23 protein-coding genes and 3 pseudogenes are annotated in these 13,525 nt (G+C 59.9%); 14 read left to right on the forward strand and 12 right to left on the reverse strand.

Going from position 1 to position 13,525, the window contains the following annotated elements; all coding sequences use genetic code 11:
• Positions 1–84: 84 nt before the first annotated feature.
• Positions 85–255: pseudogene (locus CCR96_RS25525) on the reverse strand (IS1 family transposase); the annotation flags it as partial.
• Between the two features lie 592 nt (positions 256–847).
• On the opposite strand from CCR96_RS25525, the gene CCR96_RS09070 reads away from it, so the two are divergent.
• From CCR96_RS09070 to neuC, 9 genes and pseudogenes are all read left to right on the forward strand, one after another.
• Positions 848–1,054, forward strand: coding sequence for a glycosyltransferase (locus CCR96_RS09070; protein WP_201219813.1), 207 nt, complete (start codon positions 848–850; stop codon positions 1,052–1,054).
• A 190-nt stretch (positions 1,055–1,244) separates the two neighbouring features.
• On the forward strand, positions 1,245–1,622 hold the full coding sequence (locus CCR96_RS09075; protein ID WP_201219814.1) for a hypothetical protein: 378 nt from the start codon (positions 1,245–1,247) through the stop codon (positions 1,620–1,622).
• A gap of 300 nt (positions 1,623–1,922) precedes the next feature.
• Positions 1,923–2,069, forward strand: a pseudogene (locus tag CCR96_RS09080) (DegT/DnrJ/EryC1/StrS family aminotransferase); the annotation flags it as partial.
• A 71-nt stretch (positions 2,070–2,140) separates the two neighbouring features.
• Complete coding sequence (locus CCR96_RS09085) at positions 2,141–2,479, forward strand: hypothetical protein (RefSeq protein WP_201219815.1); 339 nt, start codon at positions 2,141–2,143, stop codon at positions 2,477–2,479.
• Positions 2,434–2,724: a hypothetical protein gene (locus tag CCR96_RS09090; RefSeq protein WP_201219816.1), complete on the forward strand. Its 291-nt coding sequence runs from the start codon at positions 2,434–2,436 to the stop codon at positions 2,722–2,724. Before CCR96_RS09085 ends, CCR96_RS09090 begins: the two co-directional genes overlap by 46 nt.
• Positions 2,725–2,968: 244 nt before the next feature.
• Positions 2,969–3,253: an SAF domain-containing protein gene (locus CCR96_RS25315; RefSeq protein WP_338035852.1), complete on the forward strand. Its 285-nt coding sequence runs from the start codon at positions 2,969–2,971 to the stop codon at positions 3,251–3,253.
• Between the two features lie 9 nt (positions 3,254–3,262).
• On the forward strand, positions 3,263–3,490 hold the full coding sequence (locus tag CCR96_RS09100) for a DUF4160 domain-containing protein (protein WP_201219817.1): 228 nt from the start codon (positions 3,263–3,265) through the stop codon (positions 3,488–3,490).
• Positions 3,474–3,734, forward strand: a complete 261-nt coding sequence (locus tag CCR96_RS09105) for a DUF2442 domain-containing protein (RefSeq protein ID WP_201219818.1) — start codon at positions 3,474–3,476, stop codon at positions 3,732–3,734. The genes CCR96_RS09100 and CCR96_RS09105 overlap by 17 nt, the downstream gene beginning before the upstream one ends.
• Positions 3,734–4,447, forward strand: coding sequence for a UDP-N-acetylglucosamine 2-epimerase (gene neuC / locus CCR96_RS09110; protein WP_242518782.1), 714 nt, complete (start codon positions 3,734–3,736; stop codon positions 4,445–4,447). The genes CCR96_RS09105 and neuC overlap by 1 nt, the downstream gene beginning before the upstream one ends.
• Here the strand turns inward: neuC and CCR96_RS09115 are convergent.
• A complete protein-coding gene (locus CCR96_RS09115; protein ID WP_201219819.1) occupies positions 4,372–5,031 on the reverse strand; it encodes an Rpn family recombination-promoting nuclease/putative transposase in 660 nt (219 codons plus the stop codon). The two genes, neuC and CCR96_RS09115, sit on opposite strands and share 76 nt — an antisense overlap.
• Positions 5,032–5,179: 148 nt before the next feature.
• Between CCR96_RS09115 and CCR96_RS25065 the strand changes: the two are divergent.
• From CCR96_RS25065 to CCR96_RS09125, 3 genes and pseudogenes are all read left to right on the forward strand, one after another.
• Positions 5,180–5,596 (forward strand): annotated as a pseudogene (locus CCR96_RS25065) (polysaccharide biosynthesis protein).
• A 128-nt stretch (positions 5,597–5,724) separates the two neighbouring features.
• Positions 5,725–5,997, forward strand: coding sequence for a polysaccharide biosynthesis protein (locus tag CCR96_RS25070; protein WP_338035856.1), 273 nt, complete (start codon positions 5,725–5,727; stop codon positions 5,995–5,997).
• Positions 5,966–6,634: a DegT/DnrJ/EryC1/StrS family aminotransferase gene (locus tag CCR96_RS09125; RefSeq protein ID WP_201219820.1), complete on the forward strand. Its 669-nt coding sequence runs from the start codon at positions 5,966–5,968 to the stop codon at positions 6,632–6,634. The genes CCR96_RS25070 and CCR96_RS09125 overlap by 32 nt, the downstream gene beginning before the upstream one ends.
• A gap of 13 nt (positions 6,635–6,647) precedes the next feature.
• On the opposite strand, the gene CCR96_RS09130 is transcribed toward CCR96_RS09125, so the two are convergent.
• From CCR96_RS09130 to CCR96_RS09165, 8 genes are all read right to left on the reverse strand, one after another.
• A complete protein-coding gene (locus CCR96_RS09130) occupies positions 6,648–7,181 on the reverse strand; it encodes a hypothetical protein (protein ID WP_201219821.1) in 534 nt (177 codons plus the stop codon).
• Positions 7,178–8,257 carry an AAA family ATPase gene (locus CCR96_RS09135; protein WP_201219822.1) on the reverse strand — a complete coding sequence of 360 codons (1,080 nt, stop codon included), beginning with the start codon at positions 8,255–8,257 and terminating at the stop codon, positions 7,178–7,180. The genes CCR96_RS09130 and CCR96_RS09135 overlap by 4 nt, the downstream gene beginning before the upstream one ends.
• Before the next feature lie 4 nt (positions 8,258–8,261).
• Positions 8,262–8,450, reverse strand: coding sequence for a hypothetical protein (locus CCR96_RS09140; RefSeq protein ID WP_201219823.1), 189 nt, complete (start codon positions 8,448–8,450; stop codon positions 8,262–8,264).
• The gene (locus CCR96_RS09145; protein ID WP_201219824.1) at positions 8,447–8,665 is read right to left on the reverse strand and encodes a hypothetical protein; all 219 of its coding nucleotides are present in this window, start codon (positions 8,663–8,665) and stop codon (positions 8,447–8,449) included. Before CCR96_RS09145 ends, CCR96_RS09140 begins: the two co-directional genes overlap by 4 nt.
• Before the next feature lie 11 nt (positions 8,666–8,676).
• Positions 8,677–9,249 carry a hypothetical protein gene (locus tag CCR96_RS09150; protein ID WP_201219825.1) on the reverse strand — a complete coding sequence of 191 codons (573 nt, stop codon included), beginning with the start codon at positions 9,247–9,249 and terminating at the stop codon, positions 8,677–8,679.
• Positions 9,246–10,307 (reverse strand): AAA family ATPase, encoded by a 1,062-nt coding sequence (locus CCR96_RS09155; RefSeq protein WP_201219826.1) that lies wholly within the window; start codon positions 10,305–10,307, stop codon positions 9,246–9,248. Before CCR96_RS09155 ends, CCR96_RS09150 begins: the two co-directional genes overlap by 4 nt.
• 291 nt (positions 10,308–10,598) lie before the next feature.
• The gene (locus tag CCR96_RS09160; protein ID WP_201219827.1) at positions 10,599–10,784 is read right to left on the reverse strand and encodes a hypothetical protein; all 186 of its coding nucleotides are present in this window, start codon (positions 10,782–10,784) and stop codon (positions 10,599–10,601) included.
• A 257-nt stretch (positions 10,785–11,041) separates the two neighbouring features.
• Positions 11,042–11,674 (reverse strand): Rpn family recombination-promoting nuclease/putative transposase, encoded by a 633-nt coding sequence (locus CCR96_RS09165; protein ID WP_201219848.1) that lies wholly within the window; start codon positions 11,672–11,674, stop codon positions 11,042–11,044.
• Positions 11,675–11,710: 36 nt separating this feature from the next.
• Here CCR96_RS09165 and CCR96_RS09170 point away from each other — a divergent pair, with 36 nt between their 5' ends.
• Positions 11,711–12,067 (forward strand): DUF1640 domain-containing protein, encoded by a 357-nt coding sequence (locus CCR96_RS09170; protein ID WP_201219828.1) that lies wholly within the window; start codon positions 11,711–11,713, stop codon positions 12,065–12,067.
• Between the two features lie 83 nt (positions 12,068–12,150).
• Here CCR96_RS09170 and CCR96_RS09175 read toward each other — a convergent pair whose 3' ends face one another.
• Both CCR96_RS09175 and CCR96_RS09180 read right to left on the reverse strand, forming a co-directional pair.
• Entirely contained in the window at positions 12,151–12,495 is a 345-nt protein-coding gene (locus CCR96_RS09175) for a hypothetical protein (RefSeq protein ID WP_242518785.1), read from the reverse strand.
• 48 nt (positions 12,496–12,543) lie between these two features.
• Positions 12,544–12,777 (reverse strand): Rpn family recombination-promoting nuclease/putative transposase, encoded by a 234-nt coding sequence (locus CCR96_RS09180; RefSeq protein WP_274601093.1) that lies wholly within the window; start codon positions 12,775–12,777, stop codon positions 12,544–12,546.
• A gap of 148 nt (positions 12,778–12,925) precedes the next feature.
• Between CCR96_RS09180 and CCR96_RS09185 the strand changes: the two genes are divergently transcribed.
• Positions 12,926–13,369, forward strand: coding sequence for a DUF1640 domain-containing protein (locus CCR96_RS09185; protein ID WP_201219830.1), 444 nt, complete (start codon positions 12,926–12,928; stop codon positions 13,367–13,369).
• Positions 13,370–13,525 lie beyond the last annotated feature (156 nt).

Below are 13,525 nucleotides of genomic sequence, written 5' to 3' on the forward strand. Positions count from 1 at the left end.
ACTCCCTGCGCGCCGAGCACAAGGAACAGCCGCGGCCTTAGAGTCTGTCTGGAAAAAATTCAGACACAATTTGCAAGCGTAATGTTTGATTCCGAATGGCTTTAGAAGATCCTGAAGTTGCTGAAAAACAGCGTCTTGGCGTTTCCCAAAGACATAGGCGAGCACCTCTCCTGTCTCGTGATCAATCGCGTGCCAAAGCCACCTTTGGTTTGACTTAACGCGCACAAAACTCCACATCTCATCAAGTTCCGCTTCGTCGCATTTTTTATAACCACTTGTATTTCAGATGTATTTTTTATATTTTCGAGAATTCCGACAGGTTGGCATTGATCCACTTGGAGCCTTGTGTTGGCCCGAGGGCGAGGACCTACCTTGCCTTGCTCCAGAAAGCCTGATCCGCTACCGATCTCTCTGATGCAGGCAGAACCTAACTTCAGTGTCGCACTTGAAGTTTGGATTGAAGAAGTGGCTGAGTGGCGCGATCAAGCACAAACCCGCTTGGATGCAATACCGAGTTTGAAGCATTAACTCAACGAATTATTCGACAAAGCTTGGCTGCAAGCGCACCGATCTGCCACCAAATCCTTGCAAGCCCATGGGAAATCTGTCTGTATTCCTCTCGTATGCCCCTACACGGTCACGCAAACGCTGGATCACGAAGTTTTTCCTCTGCATTCTGCGCAGCGCCGCTGATACCTTTCGGGTGCTCACCGGTGGTCTACGTGTTCTCGATCTGGATGTCTCCCGTCATCATGGGGCGATGATCCAGTCACTGAGATTGCGTCATCGACTCGACACCAACATATCTGTAGCACTACCGCGCTCCGCTAGGCCGCAGCCTGAACCAATGCCTTCAACCCGACACGCCCCCAGGCTAACGCTCGTCATCATCGTCCGCGAGGAGGCAGCACAGATCGGCGTTTGTCTCGAGAGCGCACGCGCGCTGGTCGATGCGATGATCGTGCTCGATACCGGCTCGCACGATGAGACGGTCGCTATCGCCAAGGCCGCGGGCGCTGTTTGCGCTCAAGCGGGCCGGCGTCTTGGAGTCTGACAGCGAGCCGCCTGCTGCTCGCAGCATTGAGGGGTAAGCCCCTGATTCTCCCTCTTCGCGAGCTTGCGCCGGTTGCGCATTGACCCGCGCTAGCGTCGTGCAGCCGTCCTGTGCTGCTCGCTATACTGATGACTCCCGTCCCGCCGCGCCTCAGCGTCGGTCACCAACGCCCCTGCCAGAGCAACCACTGATGAGCGCCGCCTTTGATCTCTACACCAAATTGAAACACAGCTCGAGCGATGAGGAGCGCGCTGAGGTGATTGCGCAGGCCTTTGATGCGCTCGAAGCCCGCTTCCCTCAGCTCAATGATCTCGCGACCCAAGGTCATGTCCGCGAAGCCGAGCTGCGCTTGCAGAAGGAAATCAAGGAGGTTGAAGCGCGGCTGCAGAAAGACATCAAGGCCCTTGAACTCCAGATCAAAGAGGTCGACGCGCGCTTACAGGAGCGAATCAGCCAGCTCGAAGTGAGCCTGCACCAGGCGCTGGCCGCGCAGACCCGTTGGCTCATCGGCGGCCTCGCCATCCTCGGCGTCGTGCTCAAGCTCGCGGATGTGCTGATCGGACCTTGACGACGCTCGACGGCGCTGCAGCGAATGTCAGGTACGTCTCTGGCTTGCCCGCAACTTCTGAGGAAACACGCATGTAGGTGGCCCGCGTCAAGCCACCAGCGGGAATCGACGCACTATACTCGCTGTGCATCACATAGGCTCGTCGCGCAACCGCTTGGCGGAATAGCGTCTTCAGGCGGCTCTTGAGCATCGCGCCAGATCAGGATTCCAGCGACAGCAAGAAGTCGGCGCTCCTAGAATGGCGAGCCCCTGGCACCGATGCCATCGCAGGACGTCCAAGGCCATCTCACGCCGGCCGAAGCGCTCGCGGAGTCTCTGGGCATCGAGCACTTGACGCTGTTCGCCAACGGCACCCTGGCCTTGCTCACCGCGCTGCAGGTGTTGCGCATCACCGGTGAGGTCATCACCACGCCCTACTCCTTCGTCGCCACCGCGCATTCCCTACTCTAGAGTTCCGACTGAAGAGCAAGGCAAGGCAGGCTGCTCGGTAGAGATCTGTACTGAATCGGGAGACCAAGATGTCAACACGAGCCTGGTACGACTACTACATCATCGACCCCGGATCGGGCACGATGACCTTGGCCATGCGCTTCTACAAGTGGGGCGACGGCACGCCGGAGAACGCGCTTGCGGAGTATCGGTTGTTCAGAGAACGCTTGCAGCAGCTCGGCGGGCAGTTGCCGGTGGAGTGGCTCGATCGTCTGTTGCGTGACCAGCTCGGCGACCTCCATGCGACGCTGCCGCCACAGTTTGCCACCGCTGCGTTCTTGTTCCTGCTGCAACGCGCCTCGGATGAGGAGCAGCGTCAGTTTTGGCATCGGTACAAGCCCTTGATCCCGACTATCGTCTCTTCCTGACGCTGGCCCGCGGCGAGTGGTCGATCTCTGGCTTTCGTGCGCGCGATCTGCGCCAGCACATCAGCGGCCTCAGCACCAGTGGCGCTTCTTATCTGATCAAGCGCCTGCGCACCCATGGGTTGATCAAGAAGGTCGGGCATACCTACAAGTACTTCTTCACCAAGCTCGGGCGGCGCGTGACCACCGCGGCGCTCTGCCTACGTGAGTACTTCATCAACCCCGCGCTCGCCGGACGGGTGCAATAAAGTCTTCGTCATTTTGTTCAAGATTTTGCGGGTAAGGGACTATCAACCAGGTCGTGGTGGAGAGGTGTTAGACACGCTCAAACGGGTTCAGAAGCAAGCAGATCGGCAGCGCGACGGCTCGGCAACAGGGCAGGATTTTACGATGATCGAGACGCCCCATCCGCTCGCCCGATTGGTGGTTCCTCTCGCGCGCCGGCATGAGCAGGCGCCGATGGTCTCAGCGGCCTGAGTAGAGCCGACGAGCGTGGAGTCGCTCCTTCTACTCGGCGGCGGCGGCCACTGCCGCGCTTGCGCCGCCGGCACCCCGCGCAGCGGCATCAAGCGCCCGAGCCCCAGCGAAGCCAAGAACCGGCCCATCGCCCGCAAATCCCTGGTCGCCGCTCGACCCATCCGCGCTGGCGAACCGTTCACACCAGAGAATGTCACCGCCAAGCGTCCCGGCACCGGCCTCTCGCCGATGCGCTGGGATGAGGTGATGGGCCGGATTGCTAGGCGCGACTATACTATCGATGAACTGCTTGAAATCTGAGGTATTTGGATGCCGAGAATCGCGTTCTTCTTTGGAATTTCGATCTACATGTACATGGACGATCACGGCACCCCGCATTGCCATGCAATCTATGGCGACTACGCTGGCGCTTTTCGACTTGATGATGGCGAACTAATGGCTGGACAGATGCCTCCCGCACAGTCAAAAAAGATCAAGCGCTTTATCTGCGATAACAACGCTGAGTTGTTGGAGAAGTGGGATGAGCTTAGCGGCTGAAACCCCTTGGCCACAGGTAGTCAAGGCAACACCACTTGAACAATATCAACTGCAGGTGTTGCTCAACAGCGGCGAACAATGGCTGATCGATCTCAAGCCATTGATTCAGCGTCGTGATGCGTACTGGCGACTTCGCCAGGAGCGGTATTTTCGACAGGTTGGCATTGATCCACTCGGAGCCTTGTGTTGGCCCGAGGGCGAGGATCTTGCTCCAGAAAGCCTGACCCGCTACCGATCTCTCTGATGCAGACACAACCTAAGCGTATCTGCGTCGTCACCGGCACCCGCGCCGAATACGGTCTGCTGCGCTGGGTCATGGAGGGCATCCGCCAGTCACCCGTGCTGGAGCTGCAACTCATCGCCACCGGCATGCACCTCTCGCCCGAATTCGGGCTCACCGTTGAGGCGATCAAGGCTGATGGCTTTCAGGTCGATCGCAAGGTTGAGATGCTGCTGAGCTCGGACACTGCGGTCGGCGTCACCAAATCCATGGGCCTCGGCCTAATCGGCTTCGCTGACGCGCTAGCGGACTTACAGCCAGATCTCATGCTGGTGCTGGGTAATCGCTACGAGATCTTCTCCGCTACCGCTGCCGCGATGATCGCGCGCGTCCCCGTTGCCCATCTGCATGGGGGCGAGACCACTGAGGGAGTCATCGATGAGCCGATCCGACACAGCCTGACCAAGATGTCGCACCTGCACTTTGTCGCTGCCGAAGAGTATCGGCGTCGGGTGATTCAACTCGGCGAACAGCCGGAACGGGTCTTTCGCGTCGGCGGGCTCGGCATCGATAACATTCAGCGTCTCAAACTCTTGGCGCGTGATGAGCGAGAAGCCGCCCTCGATTTCAGGCTGGCTTCGCGCCACCTGCTGATCACCTTTCATCCGGTGACGCTGGAGCACAACACCAGCGCCGCGCAGATGGACGAACTGCTCGCCGCACTGGCCGCTAGATGATCTGCTGAAGAAGCGTTTCTACGATTGGCCGTCCACTGAGAAGCTTGTTCATTAGTTGTGTCCCTTGGACATCGTATCGCAGCAGCGATTCCAGACTCTGCAGCGCGGTGTCGCGGTCGGCGATCTGGTCGCTCAAGGTGCTCCAGTGGCTGGTCGCTGAAGATCCAGCGCAGGACGAGCTGCACCAAGCGGGTCAGCACATCGCCTTTGATCTCGGCGTCGCTGCGCGGTGAGAGATCCTGCAGCGCGTAGCGAAATTGTGGCACAGAGGGCTTGAGCGCCTCTGGCAGCGGTCGGATCAGGGCGTGGAAGTCGCTCGGCATCCGCCAACGGCGCTGGCCGTGATAGAGCACCAGCGGATAGACCGGCGGCAGGGTCTTGACCTCGGGATGCTGCTTGCGGTAGGCCTCGCCCTGCAGCGCGATGTCGCGCAGCAGTTGCAGCAAGACCCAATCGTCGGTCTGGCGCTTGTGCTCAAACAGGATGTAGACGTGGTGTGCCAGGTTGGCTGGCGCCGCTGTTTGATCGAGCGTGGCGGGCGCATCGGCCGGATCACGCGCTGCCACATCGGCTTGATCAGCCATGGCCTGGGGCGGCTTCGTCTTGCCCCAGCGCAACCACAAGCGACGTCACCGCAGGCAAACAGGCCCAAGATCGATTAAGCTCAGCGGCTTGCGCAATCCCCTACCGCGGCCGTCCTGGAACGCCCTGGGGAGATACTGGGAGACACCGATGCACCACATCCAAGGCCTGCTCATCACCGGCGGCACCGGCTCCTTCGGCCAGGCCTTCGTCAAGACCGTCTTGGCCGAGCATCCGCACATCCAGCGCCTGGTGGTCTACAGCCGCGATGAGCTCAAGCAGTTCGAGATGGCGCAGGTGTTCAGCCCGGCCGACTAGCCGGGACTGCGCGACTTCATCGGCGACGTGCGCGACCACAAACGCCTGCATCGCGCGCTCGAAGGCATCGACACCGTGGTGCATGCCGCCGCGCTCAAGCAGGTACCCGCCGCCGAGTACAACCCCTTCGAGTGCATCAAGACCAACATCCTTGGCGCCCAGAACCTGATCGAGTCCTACCTCGATAGCGGCGTCAAACGGGTTATCGCGCTGTCCACCGACAAGGCCGCCGCGCCGGTCAACCTCTAAGGCGCCACTAAGAAACTGTCCATCAACTTCTTCCCGATTTGAGGGCCACTGTTGGGCGATGATCGGGAAGTAGAAAATGGACAGTCACTAAGCTCTGCTCGGATAAGCTCTTCATCGCCGCCAACCGCATCAAAGGCAGCCGCGATCTCACCTTCGCCGTGGTGCGCTACGGCAACGTCATAGGCAGTCGCGGCTCGGTGATCCCCTTCTTCCTCGAGCGCCGCCATACCGGCGTGCTGCCGATCACCGATCCGGCCATGACCCGCTTCAACATCAGCCTGCAAGAAGGCGTCGACAGGGTGCGTTGGGCGCTCAACAACGCCCGCGGCGAACGCTTCGTGCCCAAGCTCCCGAGCTATCGCATCACCGATGTCGCCAAGGCCATCGGCCACCACCAATGACCCAGAACTCGCCGAGCGCATGGCCCGCCTGCGCAGCCACGGCATCACCCGCGACCCAGCGCGGATGCAAACCGATTCTGGGCAGCCGACGCCTCATCATGCTGCACTAGCGGAGCCTGTCTCTGCTAAGCCCAGGTTTGGCGAGCCCGTACTGAGCACATCGAGAGACCCCTGGTACTACCAACAGCTCGCGCTCGGCTACAACTACCGCATGACCGATATCCAAGCCGCACTCGGACTCAGCCAACTGCAGCGCCTGGATGACTACATCGCCCGCCGCCACGCACTGGCCGAGCGTTACGACCGTCTGCTAGCCGACCTACCGATACGGCTACCGTACCGAGATCCCAGACATCGCTCAGCGCTGCACCTCTACCCCATTCAGCTCGCCGATCGCACCACGCGCGCCAAGACCTTCCAAGCCCTGCGCGACGCTGACATCGGCGTCAACGTGCACTACATTCCAGTGCACACTCAGCCCGACTACCAACGCTTGGGCTTCAATCTTGGCGACTATCCTGTCGCAGAGGCCTATTACAGCCGGGCGCTCAGCCTACCGCTCTTTCCGGCCCTCACCGAATCGCAACAGCATCACATCATCACCGCAATCCAACGTCTCTTTGTGAGGACGCCGTGATCACGAGCGAGCATCAAGGAGCGCGCTGATCGTCTTCGATACGCGCCTCAAAGAGTTCACGCGTTTGATGTGGCAACGTCTCCACCAAGACGAAGGGTTCGATATCCAGCGCGCGCAGCTTCTTTCGCAGATAACGCCTGATCGTCTCGGCAAAGATCATCGGCGCTTCAGGGTCGCCAGGATGATCACCAGCAAACAACACGAGCTGAACCTGATACGTTCGCGCGGCATCACGCACATCCTGCCACTGGGAGTCAGTCAGGCGCGCACAAATCCCCAACGAGTCGATAAAACAACGAAAGAGGTCGCAAACCTTCGCATCCCAATCACTCGCCTTATCGATAAGAAACCACTCGGCACTCTTGACTTCGAGCAGATACAACACCTGACGAGATGGATCGACAATCGCAAAATCTGCTGCTTTCAGACCACAAAACCGAACGGTCTCATACGGCCCATCAGCCCCGTCGTAATCGACAAAAGGCAAGCGAAAACGCAGCTCAAAGGGCGACTCGGATACCCAATCACTCCATGGAGTATTCGTCACGACGGCCTCGATTCACGTCTGAGCCTGCCCGAGTAGAACTGTTTCGATTCACGCTGATAGAGGCGTTCAAAGGCATCGATGACTGGGTTGGGTTCCAGATCATACAGATGATTCTCGATGCTGAAGCGAACAAACTTATCCGTCGGGACCTCCCTGTACAACCCGAAATATCGGACTGGCGCCTTTTGTGCCGCTGCAGTGAGCGCGAGGTACTTAAGCGTAAAATAGTCATGCGTAGCAAGGAAGACTTGCGTACCCTGTCGCGCGAATGTCGCCAACAGCTCGGCCAGAGGCTCAGCAAAGGCGGGATTCATGTTGGCTTCCGGCTCATCCCAAAACAGCACCGCATTGTCCGCAAGACCGCGATTCGCCACCAACTGCAACAGCATGCCGATCTTTCGATAGCCTTCCGCCGCAAGCCCCGCCTCGACACGACCAAGTCCGCGTTGCTTGATATAGAAGCGCTGGGCATGCTCATCGTAATCGATACTGGCCTTTAGCATTTTCTCCAACGGCATGATCAGCTTTTGCTGCCAATCCGCCCGCTTCCCCGCACCAGCCCGCGCGCCAAGCTTCAGCGCCAGATCGCTATACAACTCCTCAAGCTCAAGATGCGATTCCGCCATCGCAGGCACCAACCCATGGAACATGGAGAGTACCTCCTTGGTCGGCAGGTAAACAGGATCAGGCCAGAGTTGCTTGCCGATCTCCCACCTCCGGAGGTCCACTTCCCGATCTCGGGCCGAGAATTCGAAAGAGATTGAGCCCTCTGCTGTCACTGTCACCGTTGAGTGCTTATGCCCTTGCACACGGGAAGCCAAGCGACCCACGGCATCCACCTGAAAATTCCGAACCAAGCGCTTGCTGAGATGCGTCGTGAACCCCGTCTTGCTGCAATCCAAGTCCTTCGCCGTCGCCACGGAGCGGCAGACGGCATAGAGCAGTTTGAGAAGATGCGTCTTGCCAGTCGCATTCTCGCCCAGGATCACATTGATGCCCGGCGTGAAAGATAACTCGCATTCGTCAAACAACGTAAAGTTGCCCAACGCGAGTTTTTGTAATCGAGCCGCGCCCATCTTTTCAGCCTTTTAGAATACCTGATCTACAGGATAGCGCGACTTTGAGCCTGTTCGCCAAGCCGCGTCCACCCGCCTCATCGATCAACCAGCGTTTCTCGATCGGACCCAGCGGCGTCGGCACCACCCCGGTCACCGCAAGCCCACCGGCAACCCGCATCAATCGCGGCTCAACCGCATTCAGATCAGTCATCTTCGGGCACCCCGGCGTCTCGAAGACCAAATGCCCGCTGAAATAGTCGTCTCCAGCGTATAGCCCGACAGCTCGATGCCGAACGGCAGAGCGCGTTGCCGCGCCAGGCGCAGCAGGGACCAGTAACAGCGCTCGATGACGTGCGGGCGATCTTCCTCAATGGCCGAGTAGGCCAGGTTGAGGTGGAAGAAACTGTAGAGGCGGAGGAGACTCATGGGCCTCAGGGTCAAGCGTTGCGAGTATCGGCGATGGGTTCGCAGTCGATACCCAATAGCGGCGCTTTTTCGCAGAGGCGGTCATAGTCCAGAACGGAAATGGCATCAATATCCGCCAACGCAATCCGTCCCTTGAGTCGTGAGTTAACAGTGTGTCGCAAAGCACCCAAGTGAATGTTCAGGTTCGCGGGCAAGCCCAAAGCGATGATCAGGCGCAGCCGAATTCGAGACTTGGCGAAGTCCGGCAAACCGTCGCGCAATGCCTGACTTCGCCTTGTATTGGCCCGCAACGCCAAGAGCATCAACACACTGTCAGTGACCTTGTCGACCAACTGCAGGAAGCGATAGGGGGCATCGCCTTTGATCGAAGGTACTAGATCGTCACGATACAGTGCTTGCGCAAGATTGCGATAATCTCGGATCTCAAGCAGGTAGAGTGTTGTCTCATGCCGCCAGGCAAAATCCATTTCCTTGAGCGATTGCCCGCAGAGTGCGCGATAACCGGCCAAATCCTGGAAGCGAAAAACGGCTCCGGCCGGAAAACCAAGGCGCAAGCCTGATTCCTCAATGTATTCATGCGTCATAACCCTAAATCCAGGCGCACATCTTCATCGAACAAGGCCATCGATTGCTCGATAATCGGGCTATCCGGAAGGCCATCGGCCAGGCGCGTGATCATGCCGCGAACACCTTCGCCGTTCTCACGCCGAAGATCCAACAAGGTATCATCCGTTTGACCCTCGCGCGCGAGCTGCTCCAACCGCTTCAACAGAAAGTAACTGTGTGTTGTCGTATAGACTTGAATCCCGGAGCGGGCGTACTCGAAGAGCATTTCCGCAAAACGCACAACGGCCTTCGGATGCAGATTGGTTTCCGGCTCATCGACAAACAGCAGGCACCCACCCTTTGGCGTCAGACGGCGATTGCGCATGAGCCGATGCAGGATGCCGATCTTCTTGATGCCCTCGGCCGTTTGATGCATGTTATAGCGCTCATTGCCGCGCCGAAACCAGATACCCTTAGCATCCATCTCCACCTCGCCGCCACAAGTCACTTGGTCGAGATGTTTCACGGCGCGCGCCACATTGTTCTGCCATTTCCCGGCCGTCGTTGGTTGGCGGAAGTCTTGAACCAAGTCGTAATAGGTATCGTCGAAGGCTGCAATCTCTTGCGCCTCACGCGTGGCGACGATGGCATCGAAGATCGACAGGATCTCTTTTGGTGGCAGATAGTTAGCGCGCAATCCCTTCAGCGCGGACAGACCATCGCTCTGCCATTGAAGAATCTTGCTCGTCGTGTCTTTGCCGAACTCAAACCTGAGTGACCCGTCCCCGCTCATGCCCAGGTCAACCTTGAGCCGGTAGTGGCCGCCCCGGCTGACCAACCGACCCAGTTCCATCTGTTGCGGAAGAAACACCCAGCGCAGTTTGGCCGCTAGGATCTCAGGCAGCTCCACCGGGCTTGGGCCGGCCGCCTTCTTCCAGTACTCCTCGGCCACCCGCGTCACGGCATACAGCAACTTCAGCAAATGCGTCTTGCCGGTATCGTTCTCGCCGATGATGAGATTCAGGCCGCCGTGCCTTCGCCATTCGAGCGGTTGCTTGAAGATCGCGAAGCCTTGGATGTCGAGTTTTTCAATCAATGGAACGACCAATGCATTAGGGTTGGCGACTGTTGATTGTGCGGACTTCGCTTCAGCGGGTCGAGATGACCGCAGACTCTACCACGCCTTCCGCCAAGGCCACTGCCGCCTCGCTCCATAGGCGCTCAGTGTAGCACCGGCAGGTCGCCACTCTAGCAACTGCAGGGCGTGAACAGGCGAGCTTAGGGTGCGATACTTTCCAGAGCACGCGCTCAGTGACCTCAGCGTTCGGTGACGCTCTCCGCTAGGCCGCCGTCCGAACCGATGCCTGCAACCCCACACGCACCCAGGCTAACCCTGGTCGTCATCGCCCGCGACGAGGCGGCGCGCCAGTATCAGCATGCGCTGCAGGCGAGCGCCTTGCTGCCAGGGCAGCCCGCCTACCGGCATGATTTGGTGGTGCGGGCGCTGTTTGCGCTCAAGCGTGCCGGCGCCTTGGAGCCGGCCATCGCGCTCGCGGAGCAGGAGATGCCGCACTGGCCGCAGTCACCGGACTTTTTCTTTGCGCTGGGGGATCTGTTGCTGGATTGGGCGATTCGCCATCCCGAGCAGGCGGCGCAGGCGATCCTGCCGGTGGTGGAGCAAGCCTGGCTGACGTGCTTGGAGATCGGCGAGCAGCCGCGCTTGGAGGGCAGCATCCGGGGGCGTGGGAGCTTTCTTGCCGCGCATAACCTGGCGGTCCTTTATGAACAGCTGGGGCGATTGGATGAGGCTGCGGACTATCGCGGCCGGGCTCAGGTGCTGCGCCAGATCTGCATGATGGGATCTCCCGGTGCGGTCTGTTCCAACAAGCGGCGGGCGTCATCCTCTTCCACCCGTTGTGTCCCTTGGACATCGTATCGCAGCAGCGATTCCAGACTCTGCAGCGCAGTGTCGCGGTCGGCGATCTGGTCGATCAAGGCGATCAGTCGCTCAAGGTGCTCCAGTGGCTGGTCGCTGAAGATCCAGCGCAGGGCGAGCTGCACCAAGCGGGTCAGCACATCGCCTTTGATCTCGGCGTCGCTGCGCGGTGAGAGATCCTGCAGCGCATAGCGGAATTGTGGCACATAAGGCTTGAGCACCTCTGGCGGCGGCCGGATCAGGGCATGGAAGTCGCTCGGCATGCGCCAGCGGTGCTTGCCGTGATAGAGCACCAAGGGATAGACCGGCGGCAGGGTCTTGGCCTCGGGATGCTGCTTGCGGTAGGCCTCGCCCTGCAAGGCGATGTCGCGCAGCAGTTGCAGCAAGACCCAATCGTCGGTCTGGCGCTTGTGCTCGAACAGGATGTCGATGTGGAGTGCGAGGGGGGGTCGGCCGCTTGTAGCATTGAGGGGGACGTCGCTGATTCTCCGGCTATACTCCTCACTCCCGTCCCGCCGCAGTCCCAGCGTCGGTCACCAACGCCCCAGCCAGAGCAATCCCTGATGAGCGCCGCCTTTGATCTCTACACCAAGTTGAAACACAGCTCGAGCGATGAGGAGCGCGCTGAGGTGATTGCGCAGGCCTTCGATGCGCTCGAAGCCCGCTTCCCTCAGCTGACGGATCTCGCGACCCAGGGCCATGTCCGCGAAGCCGAGTTGCGCTTGCAGAAGGACATCAAGGAGGTTGAGGCGCGACTACAGAAGGACATCAAGGAGGTCGACGCGCGCTTACAGGAGCGCATCAGCCAGCTCGAAGTGAGCCTGCACCAAGCGCTGGCCGCACAGACCCGTTGGCTCATCGGCGGCCTCGCCATCCTCGGCGTCGTGCTCAAGCTCGCGGATGTGTTGATCGGACCTTGAGGACGCTCGACGGCGCTGGGGCGTGAGCGCTCGGCGTTGGCGCGCCATCAGAGCCACAACTGCAGGCTCGTTGTTGGCGGTGCTCAGTGAAACACCGCCTCCGGGGTTTCTGCGGTCAGGATGCGATCTGACCACTCCAGCAGCGTCTCGGCATCAGCCTCTTGGATCTGTTGGCGCAGCCGGCATCGGTGGGGCCGAATCTGCATAATGGGATCTCCCGGTGCGGTTTGTTCCAACAAGCGGCGGGCGTCATCCTCTTCCACCCGTTGTGTCCCTTGGACATCATAGCGCAGCAGCGATTCCAGACTCTGCAGCGCAGTGTCGCGATCGGCGATCTGGTCGATCAAGGCGATCAACCGCTCCAGATGCTCCAGCGGCTGGTCGCTGAAGATCCAGCGTAGCGCCAACTGGACCAGACGGGTCAGCACATCGCCTTTGATCTCGGCGTCACTGCGCGGTGAGAGATCCTGCAGCGCTTAGTGGAATCGTAGCACAGAGGGCTTGAGCACCTCCGGCAGCGGGCGGATCAGGGCGTGGAAGTCGCTCGGCATCCGCCAACGGCGCTGGCCGTGATAGAGCACCAGCGGGTAGACCGGCGGCAGGGTCTTGGCCTCGGGATGCTGCTTGCGGTAGGACTCGCCCCGCAGCGCGATGTCGCGCAGCAGTTGCAGCAAGACCCAATCGTCAGTCAGTACGGCGCTTGTCCTCAAACAGGATGTAGACGTGGCGTGCGAGGGGGGCGGCCGCTTGTAGCATTGAGGGGGACGTCGCTGATTCTCCGGCTATACTCCTCACTCCCGTCCCGTCCCGCCGCAGTCCCAGCGTCGGTCACCAACGCCCCAGCCAGAGCAATCCCTGATGAGCGCCGCTTTTGATCTCTACACCAAGTTGAAACACACCTCAAGCGATGAGGAGCGCGCCGAGGTGATTGCGCAGGCCTTTGATGCGCTCGAAGCCCGCTTCCCTCAGCTGACGGATCTCGCGACCCAGGGCCATGTCCGCGAAGCCGAGTTGCGCTTGCAGAAGGAAATCAAGGAGGTTGAGGCGCGACTACAGAAGGAAATCAAGGAGGTCGAAGCGCGACTACAGAAGGACATCAAGGCCCTTGAACTCCAGATCAAGGAGGTCGAAGCACGCCTGCAGAAGGAGATCAAAGAGGTCGACGCGCGCTTACAGGAGCGCATCAGCCAGCTCGAAGTGAGCCTGCACCAGGCACTGGCCGCGCAGACCCGTTGGCTCATCGGCGGACTCGCCATCCTTGGCGTCGTGCTCAAGCTCGCGGATGTGTTGATCGGACCTTGAGGACGCTCGACGGCGCTGGGGCGTGAGCGCTCGGCGTTGGCGCGCCATCAGAGCCACAACTGCAGGCTCGTTGTTGGCGGTGCTCAGTGAAACACCGCCTCCGGGGTTTCTGCGGTCAGGATGCGATCTGACCACTCCAGCAGCGTCTCGGCATCG

It is taken from the genome of Halochromatium roseum (assembly GCF_016653315.1).
Lineage (GTDB): Bacteria > Pseudomonadota > Gammaproteobacteria > Chromatiales > Chromatiaceae > Lamprobacter > Lamprobacter roseus.

Bases quoted from the DNA above. Each gene is read 5' to 3' on its own strand.
- CCR96_RS09070 (WP_201219813.1), top strand. From the start codon at position 848: ATGCCTTCAACCCGACACGCCCCCAGGCTAACGCTCGTCATCATCGTC.
- CCR96_RS09075 (WP_201219814.1), top strand. From the start codon at position 1,245: ATGAGCGCCGCCTTTGATCTCTACACCAAATTGAAACACAGCTCGAGC.
- CCR96_RS09085 (WP_201219815.1), top strand. From the start codon at position 2,141: ATGTCAACACGAGCCTGGTACGACTACTACATCATCGACCCCGGATCG.
- CCR96_RS09100 (WP_201219817.1), top strand. From the start codon at position 3,263: ATGCCGAGAATCGCGTTCTTCTTTGGAATTTCGATCTACATGTACATG.
- CCR96_RS09105 (WP_201219818.1), top strand. From the start codon at position 3,474: ATGAGCTTAGCGGCTGAAACCCCTTGGCCACAGGTAGTCAAGGCAACA.
- neuC (WP_242518782.1), top strand. From the start codon at position 3,734: ATGCAGACACAACCTAAGCGTATCTGCGTCGTCACCGGCACCCGCGCC.
- CCR96_RS09115 (WP_201219819.1), bottom strand. From the start codon at position 5,031: ATGGCTGATCAAGCCGATGTGGCAGCGCGTGATCCGGCCGATGCGCCC.
- CCR96_RS09125 (WP_201219820.1), top strand. From the start codon at position 5,966: ATGTCGCCAAGGCCATCGGCCACCACCAATGACCCAGAACTCGCCGAG.
- CCR96_RS09135 (WP_201219822.1), bottom strand. From the start codon at position 8,257: ATGGGCGCGGCTCGATTACAAAAACTCGCGTTGGGCAACTTTACGTTG.
- CCR96_RS09140 (WP_201219823.1), bottom strand. From the start codon at position 8,450: ATGACTGATCTGAATGCGGTTGAGCCGCGATTGATGCGGGTTGCCGGT.
- CCR96_RS09145 (WP_201219824.1), bottom strand. From the start codon at position 8,665: ATGAGTCTCCTCCGCCTCTACAGTTTCTTCCACCTCAACCTGGCCTAC.
- CCR96_RS09150 (WP_201219825.1), bottom strand. From the start codon at position 9,249: ATGACGCATGAATACATTGAGGAATCAGGCTTGCGCCTTGGTTTTCCG.
- CCR96_RS09170 (WP_201219828.1), top strand. From the start codon at position 11,711: ATGAGCGCCGCCTTTGATCTCTACACCAAGTTGAAACACAGCTCGAGC.
- CCR96_RS09185 (WP_201219830.1), top strand. From the start codon at position 12,926: ATGAGCGCCGCTTTTGATCTCTACACCAAGTTGAAACACACCTCAAGC.